The organism is Prevotella sp. P3-92, assembly GCF_002251205.1.
Classification (GTDB): domain Bacteria; phylum Bacteroidota; class Bacteroidia; order Bacteroidales; family Bacteroidaceae; genus Prevotella.
In genome coordinates this window covers 1-17,985 of sequence record NZ_NPJE01000065.1, presented here as the reverse complement: position 1 = coordinate 17,985, position 17,985 = coordinate 1, and the positions used below count along the sequence as shown (strand labels likewise).

At 45.0% G+C, this 17,985-nt stretch carries 14 protein-coding genes and 2 tRNA genes; 3 read left to right on the top strand and 13 right to left on the bottom strand.

Annotation, left to right across the window (positions count from 1 at the left end):
• Positions 1 to 251: 251 nt before the first annotated feature.
• The 6 genes from CIK93_RS11740 to CIK93_RS11715 are packed head-to-tail and all read right to left on the bottom strand — an operon-like array spanning position 252 to position 4,742.
• Positions 252 to 956, bottom strand: coding sequence for a Crp/Fnr family transcriptional regulator (locus CIK93_RS11740; protein WP_094447466.1), 705 nt, complete (start codon positions 954 to 956; stop codon positions 252 to 254).
• Positions 957 to 961: 5 nt separating this feature from the next.
• The gene (locus CIK93_RS11735) at positions 962 to 1,993 is read right to left on the bottom strand and encodes an FAD:protein FMN transferase (RefSeq protein ID WP_094447465.1); all 1,032 of its coding nucleotides are present in this window, start codon (positions 1,991 to 1,993) and stop codon (positions 962 to 964) included.
• Positions 1,994 to 2,018: 25 nt separating this feature from the next.
• Positions 2,019 to 2,714 carry a DUF6048 family protein gene (locus CIK93_RS11730; RefSeq protein ID WP_094447464.1) on the bottom strand — a complete coding sequence of 232 codons (696 nt, stop codon included), beginning with the start codon at positions 2,712 to 2,714 and terminating at the stop codon, positions 2,019 to 2,021.
• Entirely contained in the window at positions 2,665 to 3,204 is a 540-nt protein-coding gene (locus CIK93_RS11725) for a DUF6452 family protein (RefSeq protein WP_254046793.1), read from the bottom strand. The genes CIK93_RS11730 and CIK93_RS11725 overlap by 50 nt, the downstream gene beginning before the upstream one ends.
• A 4-nt stretch (positions 3,205 to 3,208) precedes the next feature.
• The gene (locus CIK93_RS11720) at positions 3,209 to 4,177 is read right to left on the bottom strand and encodes a glycosyltransferase family 2 protein (RefSeq protein WP_094447463.1); all 969 of its coding nucleotides are present in this window, start codon (positions 4,175 to 4,177) and stop codon (positions 3,209 to 3,211) included.
• A 37-nt stretch (positions 4,178 to 4,214) separates the two neighbouring features.
• Positions 4,215 to 4,742, bottom strand: coding sequence for a DUF4199 domain-containing protein (locus CIK93_RS11715; RefSeq protein WP_094440385.1), 528 nt, complete (start codon positions 4,740 to 4,742; stop codon positions 4,215 to 4,217).
• A gap of 606 nt (positions 4,743 to 5,348) precedes the next feature.
• Between CIK93_RS11715 and CIK93_RS11710 the strand changes: the two genes are divergently transcribed.
• Positions 5,349 to 5,422, top strand: a tRNA-Thr gene (locus CIK93_RS11710).
• A gap of 756 nt (positions 5,423 to 6,178) precedes the next feature.
• On the opposite strand, the gene CIK93_RS11705 is transcribed toward CIK93_RS11710, so the two are convergent.
• Positions 6,179 to 8,731: an endonuclease MutS2 gene (locus CIK93_RS11705; RefSeq protein ID WP_094447462.1), complete on the bottom strand. Its 2,553-nt coding sequence runs from the start codon at positions 8,729 to 8,731 to the stop codon at positions 6,179 to 6,181.
• A gap of 101 nt (positions 8,732 to 8,832) precedes the next feature.
• Between CIK93_RS11705 and CIK93_RS11700 the strand changes: the two genes are divergently transcribed.
• A tRNA-Ser gene (locus tag CIK93_RS11700) sits at positions 8,833 to 8,917 on the top strand.
• 307 nt (positions 8,918 to 9,224) lie between these two features.
• Entirely contained in the window at positions 9,225 to 10,403 is a 1,179-nt protein-coding gene (locus CIK93_RS11695; protein WP_094447461.1) for an ATP-binding protein, read from the top strand.
• Between the two features lie 52 nt (positions 10,404 to 10,455).
• On the opposite strand, the gene CIK93_RS11690 is transcribed toward CIK93_RS11695, so the two are convergent.
• The 6 genes from CIK93_RS11690 to CIK93_RS14105 all read right to left on the bottom strand — a co-directional run bounded on the left by CIK93_RS11690 (position 10,456) and on the right by CIK93_RS14105 (position 17,901).
• The gene (locus CIK93_RS11690; protein WP_094447460.1) at positions 10,456 to 11,025 is read right to left on the bottom strand and encodes a metallophosphatase domain-containing protein; all 570 of its coding nucleotides are present in this window, start codon (positions 11,023 to 11,025) and stop codon (positions 10,456 to 10,458) included.
• Positions 11,022 to 11,834, bottom strand: a complete 813-nt coding sequence (locus tag CIK93_RS11685) for a hypothetical protein (RefSeq protein ID WP_094447459.1) — start codon at positions 11,832 to 11,834, stop codon at positions 11,022 to 11,024. The genes CIK93_RS11690 and CIK93_RS11685 overlap by 4 nt, the downstream gene beginning before the upstream one ends.
• A gap of 24 nt (positions 11,835 to 11,858) precedes the next feature.
• Complete coding sequence (locus CIK93_RS13955; RefSeq protein WP_254046803.1) at positions 11,859 to 11,987, bottom strand: MBL fold metallo-hydrolase RNA specificity domain-containing protein; 129 nt, start codon at positions 11,985 to 11,987, stop codon at positions 11,859 to 11,861.
• A 103-nt stretch (positions 11,988 to 12,090) separates the two neighbouring features.
• Positions 12,091 to 16,824 (bottom strand): RecQ family ATP-dependent DNA helicase, encoded by a 4,734-nt coding sequence (locus CIK93_RS11675; protein WP_094447457.1) that lies wholly within the window; start codon positions 16,822 to 16,824, stop codon positions 12,091 to 12,093.
• Positions 16,825 to 16,992: 168 nt separating this feature from the next.
• Positions 16,993 to 17,217, bottom strand: a complete 225-nt coding sequence (locus tag CIK93_RS11670) for a helix-turn-helix transcriptional regulator (protein ID WP_094447456.1) — start codon at positions 17,215 to 17,217, stop codon at positions 16,993 to 16,995.
• A 408-nt stretch (positions 17,218 to 17,625) separates the two neighbouring features.
• Entirely contained in the window at positions 17,626 to 17,901 is a 276-nt protein-coding gene (locus tag CIK93_RS14105) for a DUF3843 family protein (protein WP_371327160.1), read from the bottom strand.
• Between the last annotated feature and the right edge of the window lie 84 nt (positions 17,902 to 17,985).

Sequence of the window (17,985 nt, the reverse complement as noted above, 5' to 3'; positions counted from 1 at the left end):
ACAGTATTTTTCCTTCGGGATGTGTTCGGGATGTGTTCGGGATGCTTTCTGTTTATAATCAGCTTTCTGCCTATATAGTATTTCCCATGTGAGTCCCATGTGAGTCCCATGTAAGTCCCAATATTTTGCTTGATTATGGGAGATTGTTGGGAGACATTTCCTTGATATAACGTTTTTATGTTATCATGATGCCGTTAGGCTTCTTACCAACCTTCAGTTGTAAACTGTCGTTGTGATGATGTATTTTTGTTTCAAAGGTCATTCCCTTCTGTAGCGGTCGTGTTCCACATCAGAAGTCTTTCTATCAAGGGAATGACGATGCGGCCTCGATGAAGGGAGAGTAGGTTTTCCGTTTGCATTTGGTTGAGCGTTTGTGAGATGTCGCGCACTCTGGCGTCAATCATTTCTGCCAACTGTCGCATGAGGATATGGAACGTTTTGGGGCCTGCGGGGTATTGACATTGTGAGAAGAAATAGCGAATGAGTCGTTCGCGAAGATTTTTTGGCGCCGATTGACGTGTTCGGTTGTCGTACCGCTGGCAGGTGGTGGCAAGCAGATTGACATAGTTGAGGCGGAACACCAGTTGTGTTTCCATCAGCAGACGCACTTCTGCTTTGTCGATGGTAAGGATATTGGTGTCGGTCAGCGTGGAGTAGGTGTGTTGGTAGTGTTGTTCCACACCATAGAGTCGTTCGGGTTCAAGCACATAGGGTGCAGATAATTGTTCGACAACCCGACAGGGTCGTGGACCGGAAAAGTGTTCTGACTGCAATTGCCCGTTGATGAGAAACACCAATTGTTCGCATCGGCTTCCAGCAGTCCATAGTGTTTTCTCTGCGGGATATTTATGGAATCCGATACGTGTGTGTGCCACAACCTCCATGAGTTCCGAATGGCTCATGCCTTGGAACAGGGAAAATTGTAACAGTTTATCGTAGAGGTGTATGGCGGGCATGTTGCTTAGGGTAGTTGCTCTATTTTGTTTTTCATCTCAGGTGAGTACCATACAGCAATTTTTCCCTTTTCGTCTGTATAGATGAAGTAGGCCTTCAGCTGTTTTTCCTTTTCCAGTATCTGCTTAGCCCCTTCCATCCCCATCACCATAAATGCTGTGGCATAGGCATCCGCTTCAGCACAGGTGTTGGCAAGGACGGTAGCCGACAACAGACTATGCTGTACGGGATATCCCGTCTTTGGGTCGATGGTGTGTGCATATTTTCTGCCGCCTTTGTAATAGAAGTTGCGGTAGTTGCCGCTGGTGGCCATGGCAATATCGCTCAAGTTGAGGATTGTTTGGTATTCGTTGTTGTAGAGCAAAGAGTCTTCCGTTGGTTTTACCACACCGATGCGCCATGGTGCTCTTCGTGCGCTGACACCACGTGTGGCAATCTCGCCACCTATCTCTACCGTGAAGTTGTTCACGCCTTTTTTCTTCAACAGTCTTGCCACGGCATCCACTCCGTAGCCTTTGGCAATGGCAGAGCAGTCGAGCATCAGTCGAGGGTCGGCTTTTTTCACTTTCATGTGGTCGATAGAAACCTTTCTGTAGCCTATGAACTGCAGGATGGAATCTACTTGATGGCGGGTGGGCATGTTTCCATTTTTGAAGCCGAACCCCCATGCGTTGACCAGTGGTGCTACGGTGATGTCGAATGCTCCTTCGGTGTTTTCTGATATGGTTTGTGCCAGATTGAATACTTCAAGAAACATGTTGTTGACCTTCATGTCCTTGTTGTTGTTGACATTGGAAATGATGGAGCTCTTGTTGAACATCGACAGGGCTGCGTCAACCTTGTTGAGTTCTGCAAGTATTTCCTTTTCGTAGTCTTGATCCGACTGGTAGGTGATGCTGTAAGTAGTGCCGAATATAAAACCTTTGTTGGTGAGGTAGGACATGTTTTGCTGTTGCCGAATAATCAGCACGGTGCCGATGATGAGTACGGCGAGGAATGGTATTTGCCAAATCAGGCGTTTCTTGTTTTTTGCAGACATGGTTTTAGGGATAGCTTGTGTTGTTTTAAATGTCGATAATCACGTTGAAATTAGCGGCAATACGAGTGTCGCCATAGGTACCGAAACCAGGAATATACCAGGTTTGTCCTGCTGTTCCGTCGTTGTGGGCTATGCGTCGTTTGTAGCGCACATTCCATCCCAGATGGATGGGACCGCTGATTTTAGCATCAATGCCGAATACTGCTTCCAGCCAATGTTGCGAACATTGCATGTCTTGGATGTCAACGATATTACTTCCTTGCCATACGGGGTCGTCCATTTCGCCACGCATAATATCTACTTTATAAGAGGTGAAAGCATAGCGGAAACCGCCATACAGACGATTGGGGCCATGTTTCTTCTTCAGCAGATTCCAGTCCATACCGATGCGGAAGTAGGGTGCTCCGGTCTTGTAGGTAATGCCCGTCACCTCATCGTTCTCGTGGTTGGCTTTACCGTAACCCACCTCTACGATGGGAAACCATTGGTCGTGGAGATTCAGTCGGAATGCTCCTTCGTATTCGCCATGGTCACTGAGTGTCAACATGGCAGGGCCAACGAGGTCGAAGGAAACGGCAAATCCCCTGAACATCGGTATCGAGTCTTCCGGTATGATGATGTTTTTCTGTTGAGCCCTACCGTTGCCGGTGGCTGCCACAATCAGCAGAAGACTAATAGCGATCCTTGAGATATAAGTGGAAATGTTCTTTCGATGCGTCATAGTTGACTTGGGAATTGTTGATGGATAACGAGTCGATGATGTGGTGTGTTGACTTCACCGACAGGATAGTATGAAAGTAGGAAATCTGGCAATCTACCGATTCGAAATGTGGTTGGTTGCTCTTTTCCACCCAGATCGTGTCGCGATAGGTATTGCCCATCGTGTCGAGGAGTGTCATGTGGAGTGTATCGACGGGGTTGATGTAACTGATGTCGAGGTCGAACGTAGTTACTCCGGTGATGCGGTTCTGTAGTATTGTGTCGCGTCCGTCGGCGCGTCGGCTGCAGATGGATAGGGTATCTACCTTCAGAGTGTCGGCTGTTCCGTTGGCTTTCTTCAGACTATAGACCGTATATACACGGTTCTGTACCGGACAGTCGATAGACGAGCAACCTGCGATAGCCAGTAGAGTAGCGACCAACAGACAGGGTAGCCAGTAGAGGCTGCCTTGCTTACAGTATTTCAGAATATTGTGTTGCTTCTGTTGCATGGTTTTACGCTTGCTCAATTTTTATTTCTTCTTCTATCTGATAGTCGTTTCTTCCAGCACTGTTACGGCTGATGAGGTCGCCCAGGAATCCAGCCAAGAACAGTTGTGTACCAATCATCATCATCGTCAGAGCGATGTAGAAGAATGGTGAGTCGGTAACCAATCGCATGGGAATGTGGCAATAGAGTGCCCAGAGTTTCTCGGCTCCGATAATGAAGGCTGATATGAATCCTATCATGAAGACGAGTGTGCCCAAGAAACCGAATACGTGCATCGGCTTTTTGCCGAATGTTCCAAGAAACCAAAGGGTCATCAAGTCAAGGTAACCGTTGACGAAACGATTCCATCCCATAAACTTCGATTTGCCGTACTGGCGTTTCTGGTGGTGTACTACTTTCTCACCTATCTTGTCGAAACCGGCATTTTTTGCCAGATAGGGAATGAAACGGTGCATCTCGCCGAACACCTCTATGTTCTTTACCACATCACGGCGGTAGGCTTTCAGCCCGCAGTTGAAATCGTGAAGGTTCTTAATGCCGCTCACCTTGCGTGCCGTGGCATTGAAGAGTTTGGTGGGGATAGTTTTTGAAAGTGGGTCGTGGCGCTTCTGTTTGTAACCGCTCACCAGGTCATAGTGCTCGTCCATTATCATATGGTAGAGTCCTGGAATCTCGTCGGGCGAGTCTTGCAAGTCAGCATCCATCGTAATGACAACATCGCCTTGGGCAGCCTTGAAACCGCAATAGAGTGCGGGACTCTTACCGTAGTTGCGGCGGAATTTGATGCCTTTCACGTGTTGTGATTTAGAAGCCAGTTCGCGGATTACGTCCCAACTGCGGTCTGTAGAACCGTCGTTGACGAAGATAATCTCGTAACTGAAATTGTTGGCCACCATCACGCGGTCTATCCATGCGTGGAGTTCAGGTAGCGACTCGTCTTCATTATATAAGGGTATAACTACGGAAATATCCATTTTTTCTATTCTTTTATGTTGGTATGTATATAGTGTTCTATTGTTTTTTGCGCATAAACAGAGCAATGGGCAGTCCCCAGAAGAAACCTGAGAGAATGACCGACGACAGCACGTTGAGGGCATAGTCGATAGGTCGCAGTTCGCTCAATATGCGCAAACTGTCGTTCATTTCTTGGTCAACGCCGTAGAGCTTCATGGCTTGTTGGCTTTCAGGAGATTGCAGGATGTCTGTAAACTGGCTTATCAGATAGCCATTGTCAAGATAGGCAAAGTATATGAAAGTAGCAGCCGTCAGTAGCAAACCGCCATAGAAAAAGGTGAGGATGCTATAGGCGTAGCCCAGTCCAAACGATAGCCTTCCTTGACGGCCGTAGTCGCGATAGTGGCGCAGACGGCTGGCTACGAAAAAAGGTGTAGCCGCAATGGTCATCAAAGCGACAAACGTGAGGAGCGGTTGCGTCATTCCTATTATATAGCAAGCGAACGCCCCAATCATAACGAGCGAAAGCAATGCGCCATCTTGGCGAGCAAACGCTTTCAGTTGTACGTATTCCTGTGGTGTCATCAATATTCGAATATCGTTTGCAAAGGTAGTGCAAACCGAGCGAAATACAAAGAAAAAGCTCGTTTTTCTTTTATTTCCGAGGTGCCGCCTACCTTGGGGCTGTCAAGCCCAGAGTAGTGCAAACCGAGCGAAATACAAAGAAAAACCTCGTTTTTCTTTTATTTCCGAACTGATGAACGAAGAAATAGCAGAGTCAAGTTCTCTTGAACTCTGCCTTTCAAGGAGGAAGAAAACCTTTAGGTTAGGTGCCGTTAGTCTAAGACTGTAGGTTTGTGGTCGTGGTGAATCATGCGAAATACAGGAGGGGCAACCGGTCTCTGTTTATTTCTGCTATACGGGCAACTATAGAGTCGAAAGTTGAAGATAAATGGGGGAGAAACTTAGAAAAACGCTTAGAAAAGTGTTAAAAACGAAAAAACATCACGACTAATGCCTGTTATTTGGAAACTTTTTAGTACCTTTACACCCGATTTCGCCCATTAGGGTAAAAATCAAACAATAAAAATGGGCAAGTCCTGTACGGCCAGCTCCCTCGGAATCCTCCAGGACGGGAACGTAGCAAAGGTACTTGGTTGTAGCGGCGCGATACAGACAGCTTGCCCACCCGCCTCTTTAGCTCAGTTGGCCAGAGCACGTGATTTGTAATCTCGGGGTCGTTGGTTCGAATCCGACAAGAGGCTCAAATGATGAACGGACTTCCATGCAAGGAGGTCCGTTTTGCTTTTCTTATATTGAAGTGTTCAAGCCACAACGGGTTCTCGTTTTATGATTACCATATTTTTACGCGCACACGCGAGAGTCTGCAAATGCTAACATCGAACGCCATGATGTCGTAACAAACATACAGTCACGACCTTAAGTGGTGTTAGATGACTATATCTTTACGTGCATCGAACATCTGTTAAATACTCGTTGCACATGGTGCAATCTCTGTGGGAAATCCAAGTAACAACGAGACTTTTGTCGTGTGTATTTGGCTAAGAATGTACGTGGCGTTTTGCGGCAATTCTCTGCAATGTTCCAAAGATTTATTGCCAAACGTTTGAAAACATCCTTTCTAAACGTTTGAAAACACCCTTTCTAAACGTTTGAAAACGCCCTTGTCAACGTTGGATAATACTTTTATCAAACGTTGGATAATACCTTTATCAAACGTTGGATAATACCTTTATCAAACGTTGGATAAAAATTTTATCAGGCATCGGCAATAGTCCTGATAAACATGGGCAAGATATTCTCTGGTGGTCGATGGTGGTCGAAGTGTGGTCGAAACACGTAAAGAAAAAGTCATCGACCACCACTTAAAACATTGAATGATAGTGTATTATGCTATAGTGGTGGTCGAGTGGTCGATTTTTTTTGAAAACTACATTTTTGCCGTTTAAGTTGTCGCGATTGTCATTACCGTTAAAGAGAAAAGCGGAAAAATAGCTTGTCTAATCTATATCCACAACAGTAATGCCTGAACCGCCAAACTGCACATGCTCGTCTTTCGCACTCTTCACGTTGGGCACGGTATTTAGATACTGACGAATCAGTTGGCGAAGAACTCCCGTTCCTGTACCATGTAGGATTCTCACACGCGACATTCCCACCAGTATGGCATCGTCGATGAAGTGCATTACGGCATCAACGGCTTCGTCACCACGCATACCTCTTACGTCAATATCTTGATGGAAATTGTGTTTGCGGTCTTCTATGGTGCTACGAGTCATCTTCGAGGTTTGCACAACTAAGGCAGCGTGGGGAGTTTCGGCCTTGGGCGCTTCTTTCTGTTTGCCAGTAAGTTCCAATTGTTCCAGCTTCATCTTGGTCTTCATGTCGCCAAAGATGACAACGGCATTCTTGCCTGACAGGCTCTCCACCTTACCTACCGTATTCAGTCCTTTGATGCGGACATTGCTTCCCACGGTGATGGGAGCTTCCTGTTTCGGTTTTCCTGCTGATGTAAATACAGGCGATGGCGTTGCTGTGGGATTGGCGGCCTGTTCTTTCTTTTCCTGTTTGCGCTTAGCCTTGCGTTCGCGACGTTCCAGAATCTGTCGCATTTTGCGCTCTATCAACTCATCCTTCTCGCGAGTGTCAATCTCCAATACCTGTTGCTTGAAGTCGTTCAACTCCTCACGAACCAGTCTGGTGCGCTCCTTTTCAGCTTGTGCCTCCTTGATTTCTCGGATAGCATTCTCTATTTTCTTATTGCTTTCGCGCAATAGTTCTTCGGCTTGCTCCTTGGCGCGACGCAGAATGGCTTTGCGCTCTTGTTCAATCTCTTCAATGTGGCTTTCGTATTTGGCAATGCGACCTTCCAACGATTTCTCATGCTGGTGGATGGTCTGGCGCTTGCCCTCCCAATAGCGTTTGTCGCGCACAATATCCTGTAGGTATTTATCGCTCTGAATGTATTCCGAACCAACGATATCGCTGGCATCGCTGATAACTTCTTCAGGAATACCCGTTTTGCGAGCAATCTCGATGGCAAACGAAGAACCGGGCTGACCGATTGACAACTGAAACAGCGCCTGCATCTGATGGCGATCGTAGAGCATGGCGCCATTGATTACTCCTTCATGGTCTTCATCAAAATGCTTCAAGTTCTGATAGTGAGTGGTAATTACACCGAATGCCTGCTTCTTCCAGAACTGTTTCAGTACGGCTTCGGCAATGGCTCCACCGATGGCTGGTTCGGTTCCACCGCCAAACTCGTCAATGAGCAGTAGGGTGCGTTCGTTTGATTGACGCATCATATTCTTCATATTGAGCAAATGGCTGGAGTAGGTTGAGAGGTCGTCGGCAATGCTTTGTTCGTCACCAATATCAATCATGATGTCTTGGAATACACCCACCGTGGAACGTTCACTCAACGGAACTGACAGACCGCATTGCAGCATATACTGCAACAGTCCTACAGTTTTCAGACATACAGACTTACCACCGGCATTAGGACCGGAGATGATCAACAGTCGCTTGTCGCGTGTCAGAATGATGTCGAGCGGAATAACCTTCTTGTCTTGTCGGGCTAAAGAGCGTTGTAACAACGGATGAACGGCACGGATCCAGTCGAGATGAGGCTCCGACTGTACCTGAGGTTCAAAGGCATTCATCTCTTGGGCGAGTTCGGCTTTCGCACGTATCAGGTCTATCTGCGCCAGGAATTGGTATGAGTCGAGAATCTCCTGCACGTGAGGTCTTACCTCAGCAGTAAATACCGTAAGGATGCGGATAATCTCACGTCGTTCGGCTGCTTCCAGTTCGCGCACCTTGTTATTGGCTTCCACCACCTCTGTCGGTTCTATAAACACCGTCTTACCAGTAGCACTCTCATCGTGCACGATGCCTTTGATGCGACGCTTCAGTCCCGGTGCTACGGGAATCACCAATCGTCCGTCGCGCATGGTAGGAGCCACGTCCTTATCTACCAGGCCATCGCGTTGTGCCGCATGTAATATAGTATATAAGGTACGCGATATTCCACCTTCGGTCTGAGCCAACTCATGGCGTATTCCTGCCAATGTCATAGAAGCAGAATCTTTGATTTTTCCGAATTTGTCGAGGATAGAGTCTATGCGACGAATCATAGCGGGGAAAGTCAGCACGCCTTCCGCCAATCGATGAAGGGCAGGGTAGGGATATTCCGGATTATCTTCATCTCCTTCATTCTTGTTGAGGAATGTCACAATCAGCGAGATGGTTTCCAATGACCGGCGCAGATCAAACAGTTCGTTCTCCTCCAGATGGGTATTTTCCAATCGGATGCGGGTTATCGACTGTCTGACATCAAAGAAATAGTTCAGGGGAAACGAATCCGTTTCCTGCTGCAATCGGCGGAATTCTCTCACCTGTTCCATCCATTCATTAATGGTGTCAGCATCATCAGTGAAGTCGATTTCATCGGCTTTCTCCTTGCCCAGAGTACTCAGACAATGGCCTTTCAACAGTGTGCGTATTTCGTCGAAACCTATCTTGGTTTCAAAGTTCTTCGGGTAAATCATGCCACAAAATTACTCATTTTTGCCCTATTTTGCAAAAAAGTTCTTGAAAAATTTGCATAATTCAAAAATAACCCGTACCTTTGCACTCGCTTTTCGACCAAGGAGAGATGGCAGAGTGGTCGAATGCACCGGTCTTGAAAACCGGCGTACTGAGAGGTACCGGGGGTTCGAATCCCTCTCTCTCCGCAAAACTCGCTGATTTTCAGCGAGTTTTCTTTTTTACACCCAATTTTACATCCAAAAATTAGGGTATCATCAAGCCTTATAAAGTATCATTTATAGGGGGTAGTACCTGTTGTCAATCTGTATTGACAGTTTCTATGCTAATTTTCTATAAAACAAAGTGTTTTGACATGATTTTTCTTGGTTATTTAACTCAAAAGTGCTAAATTTGCACCTTGGAGAGTGCATATTGTGTTTTAATCTGCACTTCCCATCGTGCATATTGAGGTTAAACTTGCACTTTTCAAGGTGCATCTAAATACATTCTACTATGGATTTGACATTGACTGAATTTATGAAGGAACAGCTGAACCTCGTTTCAACTGACTTCAAGCGTTATATGTATGACAAGCTGCCATGGGAGGCAAGACTTGTCGGTCTGATGGGACCTCGTGGTGTAGGAAAGTCCACGATGGTTCTCCAGCACATTAAGGAGCAAGCCGAGGACATCCAGGATAAAAGCCTGTATGTTTCGGCTGACCACAGTTATTTCTCAACCCACACGCTCATAGACACTGCAGCCCAGTTTGTCCGTGAGGGTGGAGAATGGCTTTACATCGACGAGGTTCACAAGTACGAGGGATGGTCGACAGAACTGAAGCAGATCTACGACTCCCATCCAAAACTTCATGTGTTCTTCACAGGTTCCTCCGTTCTGGATATTCTGGAAGGTGAAGCCGACCTTAGCCGTCGTGTTCTTCTCAACGACATGCAGGGTCTTTCGTTCCGTGAGTTCCTTGAACTGTTCCATGGCATAAAGACTCCAGTACGTTCCTTAAAGGAAGTCCTGGAGGGCAAGGTACAGATAGAAGGAGTAGAGCATCCTCTTCCTTTGTTCGAGCAGTATCTTCGCGAGGGATATTATCCTTTCTCACTCGAAGGCTACTTCCAGCAGCGCCTTCAGCAGGTAATCCGTCTGACCATGGAGGTTGACATACCGCAGTATGCCAACATGACACCTGCAACAGGCAGAAAACTTCGCCGTATGCTTGGCATCATCGCAAGCAATGTTCCTTACAAGCCAGAGGCATCATCCCTTGCCAATGAGATAAAGGTTAGTCGCAACGATATTCCGAATTACCTGCTGTATATGGAGAAAGCAGGAATGATCGGACAGCTCCGTGATTGCACAGGTGGTATGCGTGGATTGGGCAAGATCGAGAAGGTATATCTTGACAATACCAATATGATATATACCATGACCGGTGAGAACGCCAGCATCGGTAATGTCCGCGAGACCTTCTTCTTCAATCAGACAAGACTGAACCAGGAAGTGATCTCTTCCAAAGTGTCAGACTTCCAGATTGGTGAATACACCTTTGAGGTGGGTGGCAAGAAGAAAGGACTGAAGCAGGTAAAGGACGTGGAGAACGCTTACATCGTCCGTGATGATACGGAATATGCAAGCGGACAGTTCCTACCTTTGTGGAGCTTTGGATTGTTATACTAAAGCAAGGAAGCAGACATTTGGCTGATTGTATTACCAGATGTCTGCTTCTTCGTTATAAAATAAAAAGTTTGCCTTTTCGTCGAGATTTATAATTGTCATCGAGCATGGCAGCATTAGAAAAGACAATTCCTTCTTGCTTTTCTGTGCCAAAAGCATCGTGTGCATGACCAAACAAGTGATACTTGGGCTTAATCTCAAACACTCTGTTCCTTAGAGGTGCATTGCCCCAATGGGTTCCCGATGATTCATCAAGGATCATTACGGGCGGTTCATGGGTCACAAGGACATCTATTTCTTCATTGGGAATGTGCCTTTCTGGGTGATTGTATGCAAGTCCGAAGAATTGAATCCCCTCTATTTCACATCCTCGATCCTGGAGGAAGTGAACGTTTTCAGGAAGGTCTTCGATACCTTCTGCGTCCCATAGACACAAATCATGATTTCCGGTGATGAATATCTTGTGCTTGTAAGGCAATTCTATAAACCAGTTCAAGAAGTCAAGAACCTCTTCCTCTGTGCCTTGTTCTGTGAAGTCGCCACAATGGATGATAACATCAGCTTCTGGAAGATTGGTCAGTTCATTATGTCTGTTGTGGGTGTCTGAGATTTGAAGAATTTTCATCGTATGAAATAACGGTTTTTGAACTCTTTATGGTTATTAATCAAACTAACATTGTTATTGTACGTGCTTGTCTCAAATGACAATGTTATATCCTTTGGAATAATATCTGTGACATAATGATCTATAAATCTTTGAATCATATCTTTAACATCCGTTTCTTCTTGTTTAAGGATGTTCATCCGTTTGATTGCATAACTTCTTGACCTGCGTGACAGATTAAGCAGGTTAAGGTATTCATCTTCCATTTTCCATGAGATGCTATTTAGGACAACTGATGTAATGTCCTTATAAAGATCCTTATTATGTACAATATGATTTACTATTGCAAGCAGATGACGGAATAACTGTGATGCATTATAATAAGTGAAAGACTGAAAATCCCTTAATATACTTACCAGTTCTTCGTCAGTAAACTTCCAGTGGTCATAGTAGTTCTCTTTTAGGGAGTAAGATTCTGTGAACCGTGAATTGCACATATAATATGGTTCAAGAAATTTTGACTCGTAAAAAGTGATTATCTTGTCTTCTTGTACTCTAATGTCTATATTTGATTTGCCACCGACCTTCAACGGAGAACTTTTATCCCACTCGAAAATTATATTGGCTTTAGGATGAATTTGTTCATACAGAAGAAAGAAGTTGACTCCCAATGCAGTAGAGGAATCAATGTACTTGAATTCTTCTAATGCATTACCACTCCCATCATCAAGTTCATCCTCGTGTAGTTTAGAGAGGCTGCAAAATAATGCGGCATAGCGACTTCCTCCATTTTCTCGAACACACGTGTCTTTTAACAACTGTCTTTCCATATCAATTTAATTCTGTACACTTACTTATATTTTTGCATTTGCTTCCTTGTGTATGCAGATAACTTCTTTTGGATTAACTGTTTTGATTACTTTCTCGATTGTCTGGCGGTCAGCATGACCTGAGGTGTGTATATCCACTATATTGTGGAACATACCACGGAACTCCTTGTACTTTGGGTTGGCTTTCACCTGCTCTGGATCCTTGTAATAACCATCCCAAGAAGAGTAGATGAGGCGTGTTTCTTCAGTGGAATTTTTATTTTTTAGATAAGACCACATTTGCCAAACAAACTGCATATTCCGTATTATAGTTTTGGGGCTTCCAAGCCAACGTATAAATCACATTCGCACTTGTCACCTCATAGCCTTTATCCGTCCAGGCTTTCAATTTATCCTTGCCAGAGACAGAGAGCGCCGCGACATTGATGCCATCTTCATTTAATAAATAGCCATCCTTGTATTGCAAACTGTCACCGCTTCTGAGACGAAGCACAACATTCTTGCGCTCCTTGAAGAAGTCAAGCCAGACATCATGCATATTCAATGCAATGGATATTGATGAATACTCCTTGGGAGGATTCGTAACAAGATACAGGTTTCGTTTTGCACGAGTGAGCCCCACGTAATAAGTCCGCATATCATTGATATCCCTCCCATCAGGTATTGGAGACAAGAGATACACAGTATCAAACTCACGACCCTTTGCTTTGTGGATAGTGCTCACAAATACAGACTTATCATCAGCTGCAATGAAATCTTCAATATTCGACTCAAAGATGTATTCACGCAAATCACTACGATAATAGAATTTGTGCGTTATCTCGAAGTCTGAAAAGAAATGCCGCATAATACTGAGACAAGAACTTGCCGCATAGGTTTCCAGTGTACGCTGTTTGGCTTCTTGCCACCTCTCCTTTGAAAGAGTCACATCACCTTTCCCGCCAAACTGTTTAAGGAAGTAACGCACTTCTGCAAGATTTCCAAAACGGAAACCTCCCATCGACTGCGCAATTGTGGCATGCAATCCTCGCTGCCCCAACTCGTAGGCAACCTGCATTGTTTCCTCGTTGGTACGGGTTAGTATCGCGGTACTTCCCTCTACCTTTATTTCTGCATCTAAAAGTGACTTCAAAGTCATCACCTTGCCATCTTCCCCTGTCGCTGATTGTATGGAAGTATGCTTCAAACGGCCAGGTATCCGTAGTACATAGCGGTTGGCACAATCAACTACCGCTTTTGCAGAACGATAATTGTCTGTCATCTCATACAACTTGACCTTCGGCCGAGCCTGCTCACTCTGTGTTCGCCCAATCGTAGTCTTAGTACCTTCTTGCTCGACGAGCGACAACATGTATCGTGAGTCGGAACCGCGGAAACCATAGATGTTCTGGTCGTCATCACCCACAGCAACGACTCGCATCTCCTCGTTCTGGCGCATCAGAGCCTGCACCAATCGGAAGTCATCCTGTCCCATATCCTGCGCCTCGTCAATGACAAGCACGCTCTTGGCAATCTTCGATGCTTCTACCTCACCATTTTCAATCATCTCTGCCGCAAGGCGTACCACATCTTTCGCCTCATCCAGACTGCCCTGCTTGCCAACAAGGTCGAAACTATAGGAATGGAAGGTCTTGATGTCCACATAATGTGCGGCATTACCCACCAATTCTATGAGTCGTTTCTTGAATTCAGTTGCCGCAGCTCTTGAGAAAGTGAGCATCAACAGTTGCTCGTGCTTCACATCCTCCAGCAGCAACAGCGAGGCCAACTTGTGCACCAGTACCCTCGTCTTTCCGCTTCCCGGACCTGCTGCGACAACGATATATTTCGACTCCTTGTCGTCGATAATCTCGCATTGGCGGTTAGAGAGTTCGCCAAAGAGTTTGTTGTATTTGGCTGGAGTGATGTTCTGGTCAATCTGCGCCCTGCGTTCTTCTTTGAAATACTGTTTGATGAACTTGCGGAAGTCCATTGTAAAGTAGTCGTTGACGAAACGCAACGCTGCATTGTAGTCACGAACCATCAGATTGGCATATTCGCCTACGATATGAATCTGGCGAATGCGTTGTTTATAGAATTCATCCAACAAACGATACTGCTCTTTGCCATATCTGGTACGTGTTGCTACGAGACGTCCAATTTGCATGGTATTATAGAGAACGATAAATCCGCCTTCAATCTTCATCAGTTCCGTTTTGGTAAGATATAGCAGTGCTTCTTCGATATCTGCAATTGTGGGCTTATCATTGTCCGAAAACATCGTTTCCCGGCGACTGGCAATGAACTGCTGGAGTAGTTCTATAACAGAAAAGTTGATAAGTATCATATCCTTGTTGCTGTCTTTTTGTGTACTCAAACGATCCACGACAAACCTGCAAATATCCATCCGTCGTTCAAATCGAGCTTTTTTTACCTCCATTGATGACTGAAGTCTTATGTTGACATAACCAGTAATGCTGTGCTCCTGTTTGTAAATGTACCCTTTCAGCGTCATGAAGTGCAGTAACATCCTCAGTCGTTTGACATTGGAGTAAGTCATTCCGGCCTTCTGAGCCTCCTCATTTAATTCCTTGTAGCTAAACCGACGTGATTCTTCTGAAAATTGTTGTAACATAAACTGCTCCAATCGTAGTATGGTATCAAGGTTCCTCACCGTCGTACTCTTGGTAATCCATGCCTGCATATCGCGGCTGTCAGCTAGAATACCATTCTGCCGCATCAGATTGATATTGCGAATGACAGTCGCCTTGTTCATACCAAGGATGTCTGCCAGATAGTCAACCCGACTTTCAGCCTCAGCACCTCTTCCTTCAGCTGTTGCACGAGCACTTATTAACGACTTGATAATACGAGCTGCTTCCTCGCGTGACTGCTCATCAAAGAGAGGTGAGATGGTTAGCTTGCGGCGGGCTTCATCCATATTCTTCACAGCAATGCCCGTAGCAAACACATGCGGTGAATTACTGCCACGTTGTATGAATCCAGCATCTTCAAGGGCCGCAATGGCAGCTTTCACTCGGGTTTCTATGTCATCTATTTCGTCTCCCCATCCAGCCTGGCGTGCAATGTCCAATGGCGAACAACTTACCTTATCTCGCTTTGCTGTAAGATCCTTGATGGCTTTCCAAACCTGCTGAATCTCGCTGATACTAAGTTTGGTTTGGTTAAGGAGAATAAAGTGCTTGTCGAGGTCGCTGTCTGCATACAATACAAAGCATTCAGCCTGCATCTGCGGGTCTCGTCCAGCACGTCCAGCTTCCTGCACATAATTTTCCAAAGAGTCGCTGATGTTATAGTGAACCACCAACCCTACGTCTTTCTTGTCAACCCCCATTCCAAAGGCAGACGTGGCTATAATCACCTGTGCATCGCCACTCATAAAAGCATTCTGGTTCTTAATCTTCTCCGCAGCCTCCATCTTTCCGTTGAAAGGCAAGGCACGTATGCCGTCGTTGACCAAATGCTGTGCCAATTCACGGGTTCGTCGAGTACGAGAAACATACACTATCGAGGGGCAGTTATGATCAAGAATCAATGAGCGCAATAGGTTATATTTCTCATCAGCCGTATCAGCGTGAAGCACAGAATAGCGCAGGTTTTTACGCTCAGCATTAGCGGCAAACACTTTCAGTTCCAAGCCCAACTTTGCCCTGAAGTAGTCACAAATGTCGCTAATAACCTTTTGTTTGGCTGTTGCTGTAAAACACGATACCGCAATAGGCCGTTTCAATTGTTTTTTTTCTTGCAACTGGCGAATGAAATCACCGATATACAAGTAGTCCACACGGAAATCGTGCCCCCATGCAGAGAAGCAGTGGGCCTCATCTATCACAAAGCGAACAACATGGCGTCCCATCAACAGACGCTCAATGGTCTTGCTACGCAACATTTCTGGAGCAATATAGAGCAGATTGGCTGTTCCGTCAGCCACCTGTTCGATAGCAGTTGCCCGTTCGATAGGGTCTAACAATCCGTTGATGGTCACCGCGTCGCTAATACCACGTTCCGCGAGGTTGTCCACTTGGTCTTTCATCAGCGACTGTAATGGTGAAATAACTACGGTCAACCCATGTGTATTCCTTCCAGCCATCAAAGCGGGTAACTGGAAAGTCAGCGACTTGCCGCCTCCCGTTGGGAAAATCGTCAGTAACGACTCGCCACGGATGGCCGCCTCCACAGCTTGTTGCTGCATAGGAACGCCATCAAAAATACGAAACTCACCATAACCAAAGAACTCTTTCAGTCCGTAGTGCGCATTCAACCGTTGATGACAATACTCACAATCTCCGCAAGACGTATTGCACAGTATGTTCATCACATTCACCACCTGTGGATAGTTGCGTATCACCCATGCTGGAGTTATCGAAAAGATGTCGTCAGCGCCAATCACAGCCAAACAATAGGCCAACTCTATGGGATACTGCTTGACCAAGGTGTAGAAGTCTGCATGGTTGCATATCTTCCCATCGTATTCCTTCAGAATTAATTGTATCCAATCCGGTTTAGATGCAAATATTGATGATATCCAACTTACATTTGGCGAATATCCGATATGCTTAAAGAAACCTCCGAACTCTTTAGTTTCATTCAACAGGTAATAGTAGATTTTCTGTCTATAGGGTGATAACTGATTCCAAGCCGCCACTTCGTCATTCAGCAAGTTACGAGCCTTTTTCGCATCATTCACGGGATTGTTCAGTTCATCCACCTGCAACTTATCGTCCTTTACCAAGTGGTGATAAGGTCGCTTAGGGAACAGCAACGGCGACAGGAATAGCGTATCCACAATCGTCGGATTTCCCCTTAACGCGGTATATTTCAGGTCATGATTGATGATATTGTGTCCACATATTGTATCGCATCTTGACACAAAGGCATCGAAGTCAGCCTTGGAGTGAGAGTGCAACACCGCACCATCCTCCCTCACTGCCCCGTAATCCGCCACCTTCTTCGTCTGCGGATTCACCTCCGTATCAATGAATGCTATCATATCTTCACTTTTTTATTGTTTTACTTTTATCTTACTCTCTTCTTGGGTGTTATTGGTCTCTTTTTGCCTTTGGTTTAGCCTCTCCTAAAAGGATGTCGAAGGCCTGTCCTACATCTACGTGTACGCCCTTATTTGTCCTTTGCTACGATAGTTCTACCGAAGTATATTTTACTTCTGAGAAAGGAGATATTGTTTGTACTCTCTCACAAAGAGTTCTTTTAAGTCAACTTCCAGTAGATCTGCAATCTTTAATATACACGCAAGGTCTGGTTGGGAAGAGTTCGTACACCACTTGCTGACAGGCGAGGGGTTAACACCGAGCTGCTCTGCCAGCCATTTGCTGGTACGTTTTTTCTCTACGAGAACCAATTTAATTCTGTTTACATCTTCCATACAATTGTGTTTAATGCTACAAAGATAATGAGAAATTTTCATTTCCTGCCAAATATCTTAGGTTTTTCTCTAAAACCATGTTTTTACGAGTTTCTGCTATCAAACCATATGGAGATTTTCTCAAAGTCAACAGAAACCGTAGTCACTTTATCCAGATAAAGATTATATCTACGAATAAAGTTGTGCCAAAGATAATGGCTCGACTCAGTAATCATCAAATGTGCTTATCCAACATTATAATGACGAAATGTTTTACTATAATCAAGCCGTGAACGAAGAAAAGACATTGTCGGATACCAACGTTGGGACGTCTAAAGACGGGCTCGTTTATTCCGATAATGTCCTTTCTTGCAAAGGTACATGAAATTTTGAATTAGTCAAGTAATTATTAAGGCTTGTTATTACTAATCAAAAGTCATGATCATGATAAAGGTGTCTGCGATATTGGCGTGCAATGAAATCGATATTGCGTTTAAAGATCTTCTTGCCCAACTCACTTGGAAAATTTTTACTTAAATCAGCATCTTGCAACATGTCGTTATCAAGCAGATAATGTAGCAATTCTGGGTGTACTGCTTCTGTATTGATTATAGCCACTATCGATTCTTGCTGCAATGTCTGTGCATCACATTTTCTATAATAACGTGAGTTCGACGAAATATAAGTGTCTAAAAATTTGGTGATTAGCGAAAATTGTTGTAACTTTAAGGTGCTAAAAAATCAAAAGTTTACAAACAATAATCGCTATGATCACCGAGGACAAAGTTA

What these genes read in the sequence shown, in the direction of transcription:
- CIK93_RS11670 (WP_094447456.1), bottom strand. Translation starts at nt 17,217, where the DNA reads ATGGAAGATGTAAACAGAATTAAATTGGTTCTCGTAGAGAAAAAACGT.
- CIK93_RS13955 (WP_254046803.1), bottom strand. Translation starts at nt 11,987, where the DNA reads ATGTTCCACAATATAGTGGATATACACACCTCAGGTCATGCTGACCGC.
- CIK93_RS11740 (WP_094447466.1), bottom strand. Translation starts at nt 956, where the DNA reads ATGCCCGCCATACACCTCTACGATAAACTGTTACAATTTTCCCTGTTC.
- CIK93_RS11675 (WP_094447457.1), bottom strand. Translation starts at nt 16,824, where the DNA reads ATGATAGCATTCATTGATACGGAGGTGAATCCGCAGACGAAGAAGGTG.
- CIK93_RS11720 (WP_094447463.1), bottom strand. Translation starts at nt 4,177, where the DNA reads ATGGATATTTCCGTAGTTATACCCTTATATAATGAAGACGAGTCGCTA.
- CIK93_RS11715 (WP_094440385.1), bottom strand. Translation starts at nt 4,742, where the DNA reads ATGACACCACAGGAATACGTACAACTGAAAGCGTTTGCTCGCCAAGAT.
- CIK93_RS11695 (WP_094447461.1), top strand. Translation starts at nt 9,225, where the DNA reads ATGGATTTGACATTGACTGAATTTATGAAGGAACAGCTGAACCTCGTT.
- CIK93_RS11725 (WP_254046793.1), bottom strand. Translation starts at nt 3,204, where the DNA reads ATGCAACAGAAGCAACACAATATTCTGAAATACTGTAAGCAAGGCAGC.
- CIK93_RS11705 (WP_094447462.1), bottom strand. Translation starts at nt 8,731, where the DNA reads ATGATTTACCCGAAGAACTTTGAAACCAAGATAGGTTTCGACGAAATA.
- CIK93_RS11685 (WP_094447459.1), bottom strand. Translation starts at nt 11,834, where the DNA reads ATGGAAAGACAGTTGTTAAAAGACACGTGTGTTCGAGAAAATGGAGGA.
- CIK93_RS11690 (WP_094447460.1), bottom strand. Translation starts at nt 11,025, where the DNA reads ATGAAAATTCTTCAAATCTCAGACACCCACAACAGACATAATGAACTG.
- CIK93_RS11735 (WP_094447465.1), bottom strand. Translation starts at nt 1,993, where the DNA reads ATGTCTGCAAAAAACAAGAAACGCCTGATTTGGCAAATACCATTCCTC.
- CIK93_RS11730 (WP_094447464.1), bottom strand. Translation starts at nt 2,714, where the DNA reads ATGACGCATCGAAAGAACATTTCCACTTATATCTCAAGGATCGCTATT.